The following is a 6,847-nucleotide window of genomic DNA, read 5'->3' on the forward strand; positions in this document are numbered from 1 at the left end:
AATCCCCAGGGATAATCCTTTAATCGTTCCCGTAAACGCTGCCACCCGGCTTTCAAATCCTCTTCGTCCCTCCATTCCACCGGTCCCATTTCCGTCTCCGACCTTACTTTCAGGCTGGTGGCTCCGGGCACCCTGATGTCAAAAGAAGCATTGAAGAACCACCGGTTTTCCCGGTCAAAGGTTACATGGAGCAAGGTCCGGCCCTCTCTGTACTCCATTTGATCAATAACGAAGGTGTTACCTAAGGCTTCTATGGTTTGAGGTACGTGGGCTGGGGAAACGGTTACACCGGCATCGGTGGTATAGGTGTATTCAATTTTGCCTAAAATGAACTCCAATTCCTCCAAGTTATCGTACCGCACCGGGTCAAAAGTAATGGTGCCGGACAAACCGGGCCGACCGAAGTCATGTTGAAACCCGTGATAATGGTAATACTTGCCGTTGCCTTTCAAATAAGCGTCGAACATGATGCTGGTAATCCCTTCAAAGCCATGAGCGGGCTTAAAAGTAAAATCGATGGCCGTGGACCTGGTACCGAGGCGCATTCCGGTCAAGAGAAGCTTCCCCTCCGGCAACGGAATTTCGTGCGTCAAGGCCCGTTCTTCCGCCTCTTTAGCTTGAATCGGTATGGGCACTTTCCAGTCTACCAGCACTACACTATCAATGACATCAATCTGAAGACTGCTGATGTCTTCAACGGGAAAATCATCGAAATGGACGGTACGATGCACCACACCGTCCTTGAGGGACATGGACCCACCGCCATATGCATAGCTTTTCCCGCCGGCCCTCAAGCGCACCATGGGAAGAAACCTGGAATCTAAATCAGAGGTATAGAACTCCCGGTATTTATCCCGGGGAATGAAATCAAACTCCAAGCGGATATCATCCCTGCCCAAGTAAATGTTTCTTAAGAGGTAGGTCCCCTTCTCCACCTCCAGTTTCTTCTTTACTTCCACCCATTCCCCCCTTGGCATCGCCGGCGAGATTTCAAGCGGGATACTGGCAGCAACCATGGGTGGAGTTTCGTTTTTGATTAAACTGAGTATCCTGAGCCACACCCGCTCACCTTGAACTGATGTTAAGTCAAGGTCTTGGAAATCAATCGTTCCCCGGCTTACGGCTTCATTTAAGGCATGACCGCTCACCGCATAGCCTCGATTTATTTCCTTACCGTTTTCATCTACCACCTGCAGTGCACCCAACCTAAAAGCCGTTCCCCGTACGGAATAGGTGACGGCTAGATCGTTATCTTCCCAGACGGCGGTGTCGATGGTGAGGGACCAATTCTTGTAACGCAGTGTTTGCCCGATCTCTATTCCTTCCGCGTTTTCAATGGCTATACGTACTCCCGAAGCAAATCCCCGGTATTCCTTGGCAATATTGTAAGCGGAAGCAGGAATGGCAAAGAGCAATACGACCCCTATTACTGCCGCCAGCTGTCTTCTCCTCCTTCTTTTCTCTTGCTGGTGCTCCACTAATCTTTCCTTGATTCTATCCATCAAATCCCCCGGCGGATGGGGAACGTCATAATTATGGCCGGCCACTAGGCATCCCCCCAAACTTGCTTGATTTTCTTCAGCGCCCGGTACAAGCGGCTTTTGACGGTGCCCTCCGCCATATCCATGATCTCGGCGATCTCTTTGAGGGTGAAGTCCTCCATGAACTTCAGCACCAGCAATTCCCGCTCCGGGTATGGCAGGGACCGCAAGATCTGCTCCGCCAGCACCCGGTCTTCTACCGCAGCGCTGCAGTCAGGCACCGCCGGCTCCCACGCCGCCTGCGGGTCATAGGCCGGCCCGGCCCTTTCCTTGCGCTTCCGGTGGTAATGGGCCCGGCACAGGTTAATCAACAAGGCGGTGTACCACGGGTAGAATTTTTCCGGTTCCCGTAGCTGCCCGATTTTATCAAAGGCCCTGATCGCCGCCTCGGACAGGACATCTTCCGCATCCTGGGGATGTTGCGTATATGTATAAGCGATCTTGTACAGCATCTCCTGTTTCGCCGAGAGGAGGAACATAAAGCTCTCAATATTGCCTTTCTTACTTTCCGCCACCAGTTGCTTGAGATCCATCTCCCCCCTCCTCTCATTAGTTAGATATTCTCGGGGGCCCGACAGTTTCAAAATCTTGCTCAAATTGCAAAAATATCTTTCTCTTATGATAGCATAAAAAAGAAACTGCCTAGGGACCGGCAGTTTCTTGAGAGGTTACCCATCTTTTGAAAGATACTTCGAAGGTATCTAGGTCTTGTCCCAATACCGCTTCTAAAGCCTCGCTGATTTTCTTCCCTGCCGCCAGTTCCTCCAGCAAAGCCAGCACCCCGTCAAAGCCCTTCAGCTCCACCAGGTAATCCACCGCCAAAAGGGACTGCCGGTAGGCCAGGCTTTGATCCGGCAGGAGATCAAAACCTTCATCCATGTCTTTCAAGGAGTACCAGTCCCCTTGATCCTCCGCGGCCGCGGCAAGGAGGTAACCGGTAAGCTCCCGTTCCACGTACTGGGCAATACCCTCCGTCAGCCAGCGGGGATAGTTCCCCTGGGTGCGGTAGTCCACCAGCAAATGGGCGTATTCATGGATCAGGGGGCCGCTTTCCCGGAAAACGGTCTCCAACTGCTCTTCATCCTCCACCCAATCCAGGGGAGACAGGATCCGGATGGTACCGGCCCAGTAGACCCCCATGGCATTTACCGAAGCATCCCAACCAAAGCTCTTGTTCAATGTTTCTTTGGTGGGGTAGATATAAACATAGACCGGCTCCGTGGGCCGGTAGTCAAGCATTTCATTTACCGTCCGGCAAGCTTCTTCCGCTGTATCCAGCACCAAACGGGCCACGGGGGCATCCACCGGCTGGTACTTCACCCGGAAGTTTTCCCCGTCGATCACATACCAGTGGTGGGTTTTCAGGTCCATACTGATTTTCATGAAGTCCCTGGCCACACTGTAGAGATGGCTCTTGGCCGCCACGGGATGCTTGAAAACAAAGCATAAGGCGAAAATAACCGCCGTCACCAGCGTGCCCGCCAGGAAACGCCTGATTTTGCCTAAGAAAGATCTAAAACCCGGTTGCAATGGCACCCCTCCTCCCCCACGGGCTCTTTGACTATTAAACGTGCTATGGTTCATTATACTATAGACGAAACCATCTTCTCATTGGCAAATCCTACCCAACAAAAAAACAGCTGAATAGCTGCTTAAACAGTTCGTAAATAGTGTCTTTAAGACTTTTTTCTTTAAGGTCAGCCTGGGTGTGGCCGATTAGCAAAAGAATCAAAATACCAGAAAGGGAAAATAGATCTTTAAACAGGACACCGGGCATTCGATTTCACAACAGCCGCAATACCAGCACTCGTCATATTTCAAATATGGTTTATCATTCTCTCCCATGCGCAGGCAATCTAACGGGCACAGGTCAACACAGACGCCGCATCCAATGCAATCATCCGTTACGGCTAATGAGTATCCGCTCATTCCATCTCACCTCTTTGGATTTCCCTCAAGGAAACCATGATTTCAGCGTCATCGCTGCCCTTTTGCAGGTCAATATGCTTTAGCCAGTTGGCATCATCCCTCTGGGGATAATCCGTCCGGTAATGGATTTTCCCCCACCGGCTTTCTTGCCTGGTTAAAGAAGCGACGGCAGACATCCGGGCACAATCAAGAATGAATTCCGCTTCCAAAATCTTGCTGAATTCATGATAGGTATTAGCACGAGCCAGGTGGGACAATTGCTCGCTGAGGGCGGAGATCAATTCCAGCCCTTTGCTTAGATAAGAGGCATTCTTGGGAGAAAGCAGGTACTCATTGATGATCCGGCGCACTTTGTATTCGAAGGCAGAAACAGGAATCTTGTTTCCTTGCACGGTATTCAGCAGGCTTCCCAGCCTTTGCAGCTCCTGGTTAAAAGAACTCTCCAAAGCACGATTAAACCTGTTGGCCTTTTGGCCGGCACAGTACCGGACCGCACTTTCGGCGGCAATCTGCCCGTAAACTAAGGCACCCGTCAAGTGCTGCATCGGTATGGAGCTCACATCTCCCGCCGCAAACAGCCCTTGGACATTGGTTTCCGCCTTTTCATTAATCACTATCCCTGACATCCCGTGTCCCCCACACAGTTGGGCTTCGGTCAAGTCGAGTTCGATCAGATCCCGGCCCAGCTTCATGCCCTTTAATTCCCAGTACCGGCGCTGCATGGGTCTCTCCGTGCTGAACAAGATACTCTCCATTTCCATGATTCTTTCTTTAGGCAGGTGATCCGTCTTCAGGAAGAAAGGCCCCTGCCCGTTTTCCAAAGCTTCTCTCAGGCGAAATACCGATAAATTGTGCTGGTCAATGATGACTTCACCGGCGTCGTTGATGATCTGGCCTCCCCTGGGAATGACGATATAGATCAAAGGCATATTCAAGTCCTTTACCAGGACATATTTCAGGGTATATTCCATCCCGGTAATTCTGGCACCCGCTCTGAAAGCCAGCGCAAATCCGTCACCGGCATTACCGGGAAAATCGTAAGTGCCGTAGAGATAACCGGTGTTCGGCAATCCAAACCTAGCTGCCGAACCATTGGCCAAGATGATGCTCTTGGCTTGGCAGAAGACCACCCGTCCATCGAGCAGGTGCAAGCCAACTGCTCCCAGCACTTTCCCTTCCTGGACCACCAGTCTGGTAGCCATGGTTTTGTTCAGTACCGCTACCCCTGCTTCGCGCACCTTCTTTTCCAGCATGGGCTTCAGGTCCGGTTCATCCATACAGACACAAAACTTGCCCCCGTCATCCACCTGCGCCACCTTGTAGTTGCCTTCCCCATCTTTAGGGAAAAACACCCCCCATTCTTCCAGCAGCTTCAGGATTTCGAAGCTCCTTTGGGCGAGAGTATAGTTAGGCAGGAAATCCATAATGCCCCAAGTCTTCTCCCTGACGGCTCTGACGTAATCCATGGGAGTAGAGATACCGGGAACAACCACCACATTTAAAGCATCCATACCCATGGTCACGGAGCCGCTTCTTTTGATATGGCCTTTTTCCATTACACAGACTTTCAATTCGGGAGCAGCTTCCTTCACTTTAATAGCCGCCATCGATCCTGCACAGCCGCCGCCGATGATTAGCACATCGGTAATAATTGTTTCCGGTTGCAGCTTCACTAGCTCAGCCCCTTCCCTGCACTCTATATTCCGCCGGTGTGATCCCTACCGTCTTTTTGAAAGTATTGCTAAAATGGTGGACATCGGAAAAACCGACTTCTTCGGAAATAATTTTCAGGGGTTTATGCCTTTCGTTTTTCAATAGATGTTTGGCTTTTTCAATCCTTGCCTCCCGGACAAAAATGTTTAGCGAGACCCCCGTGGTGGATTTAAACAAACGGCTGAGATAACTGGGATTTAGATGCACCAGGGAGGCCAGACCGGTCAGGGAGAGGTCTTTGTCCAAGTTACCCATCACATAATCGACGATAGCTGAGACCCTGGGATCCTCGAATCCGCTCGAGTTCAACCGGTGATCCTCATTAACCTGTTCTGCCGCCCAATGCCCGGCAAGAACCGGTTTCCGGTGTTCTTTTTGCATTTCCTTCCGGGACAGGATATGGTTTTTCACCCTCTGAATTGAGTGAACTAGTTCTTTTTCCTCCACCGGCTTTAATAAATAATCGAAAGCCCTGCTTCTAAGGGCCTGCTGGGAGTATTCAAATAGGCCAAAAGCGGTCAGTATAATGATTTCCACCTGGGGCTCCTTTCTTTTAATACATTCCGTCGCCTTCAAACCGTCCAAGATGCCCATCCTGATGTCCATGATGACGATATCCGGGCGTAACAACTGGGTCATTTCAATGGCCTGGATTCCATTGGAAGCCTCTCCCACCACCTCCACACCCAAATCATTGGTCTGGAAGAAATGCCGGAGCGCTTCCCGTTCAATCCTTTCATCATCCACAATCAGCACTTTCATATCATCACCCTATTTATCAAACCAGAAGACGGGGACATACTCGTCATTAGCATCACTGGTGAAAGGTAGTATGATGCTAACCTCCGTCCCTTTTTCCGGCCGGGATACTATATTCAGTTTGAAGTCATCCCCGTAATAAAACTGGAGCCGTTTTTTGATGTTTTGCAGGCCGCTGCCAATGGAAGCGGCTTTACCTGCACCCTGCTTTAACGGGTTCTTCTCCTCCTCAAAGCCAACCCCATCGTCGATCACTTTCAAGACCACCTGATTGCCGTCGCGCCTACCGAAAATCAGGATAGAACCTCCCCCTTTGGGTTCCAATCCATGTTTAATCGCATTATCTACCAGGGGCTGCAAGGCCAAGGTCGGGATCAGGCAGCTGAGAATGTTCTCAGAAATGTCCATCTGGTATTTCAGGGCGTCACCATAGCGGCTTTGTTGGATAAACAAATAGTTTTTGACATACTGTACCTCATCACGCAGCCTGACCAGTTCCTTTTTTTCCAAAGTGTAACGCAGTAATTTGGAGAGGGCATACACTACTTCCAGGGATTCCTCGCTTTTACCCAGGTAGATCAGACGGGCCACCAGATTCAAGGTATTGAAAAGAAAGTGTGGTTTGATCTGTTTCTCGAGGCTCTTGACCTCGTTTTGCGCCAACAAGAATTCCAACTCTTTGATCCTTTGCCGGAGCCTCTCCACCTCGGTTCCCATAGTTGCCATTACACACCGTCCCGTCTATTTGTGCAACATTACACAAATCGTATTCGACAAGCATTACCCGAAATCCTTTGCCTCGTTGAGGAAGCCCTGCAGGTAAAACCTGCAGGGCTCGTCCTTAGCACTATTTGGTATTGAGCACAGCCTCAACGATATCCTTGCCTACAGAATCCTCATACTCC

The 6,847-nt window shown here is 50.4% G+C and carries 7 protein-coding genes; all 7 read right to left on the reverse strand.

The features are described from left to right. The coding region (locus GXX34_05660; GenBank protein ID HHW07007.1) for a hypothetical protein at positions 1-1,547 on the reverse strand (1,547 nt) is incomplete at its 3' end. Beyond that, positions 1,547-2,074: a sigma-70 family RNA polymerase sigma factor gene (locus tag GXX34_05665; protein ID HHW07008.1), complete on the reverse strand. Its 528-nt coding sequence runs from the start codon at positions 2,072-2,074 to the stop codon at positions 1,547-1,549. The genes GXX34_05665 and GXX34_05660, both read right to left, overlap by 1 nt. 109 nt (positions 2,075-2,183) lie before the next feature. After that, positions 2,184-3,071, reverse strand: a complete 888-nt coding sequence (locus GXX34_05670) for a hypothetical protein (protein HHW07009.1) — start codon at positions 3,069-3,071, stop codon at positions 2,184-2,186. A gap of 198 nt (positions 3,072-3,269) precedes the next feature. After that, complete coding sequence (locus tag GXX34_05675) at positions 3,270-3,470, reverse strand: 4Fe-4S binding protein (GenBank protein ID HHW07010.1); 201 nt, start codon at positions 3,468-3,470, stop codon at positions 3,270-3,272. Continuing rightward, a complete protein-coding gene (locus GXX34_05680) occupies positions 3,467-5,143 on the reverse strand; it encodes an FAD-binding protein (protein ID HHW07011.1) in 1,677 nt (558 codons plus the stop codon). The genes GXX34_05675 and GXX34_05680 overlap by 4 nt, the downstream gene beginning before the upstream one ends. 4 nt (positions 5,144-5,147) lie before the next feature. Next, entirely contained in the window at positions 5,148-5,945 is a 798-nt protein-coding gene (locus tag GXX34_05685) for a response regulator (GenBank protein HHW07012.1), read from the reverse strand. Positions 5,946-5,954: 9 nt separating this feature from the next. After that, on the reverse strand, positions 5,955-6,659 hold the full coding sequence (locus tag GXX34_05690; protein ID HHW07013.1) for a sensor histidine kinase: 705 nt from the start codon (positions 6,657-6,659) through the stop codon (positions 5,955-5,957). Positions 6,660-6,847: the final 188 nt, after the last annotated feature.

Source organism: Clostridia bacterium, from assembly GCA_012840125.1.
Taxonomy (GTDB): domain Bacteria; phylum Bacillota; class DULZ01; order DULZ01; family DULZ01; genus DULZ01.

Excerpts from the sequence above, each read along its gene's own strand:
- GXX34_05665 (HHW07008.1), bottom strand. The coding sequence starts at position 2,074 with ATGGATCTCAAGCAACTGGTGGCGGAAAGTAAGAAAGGCAATATTGAG.
- GXX34_05685 (HHW07012.1), bottom strand. The coding sequence starts at position 5,945 with ATGAAAGTGCTGATTGTGGATGATGAAAGGATTGAACGGGAAGCGCTC.
- GXX34_05690 (HHW07013.1), bottom strand. The coding sequence starts at position 6,659 with ATGGGAACCGAGGTGGAGAGGCTCCGGCAAAGGATCAAAGAGTTGGAA.
- GXX34_05675 (HHW07010.1), bottom strand. The coding sequence starts at position 3,470 with ATGAGCGGATACTCATTAGCCGTAACGGATGATTGCATTGGATGCGGC.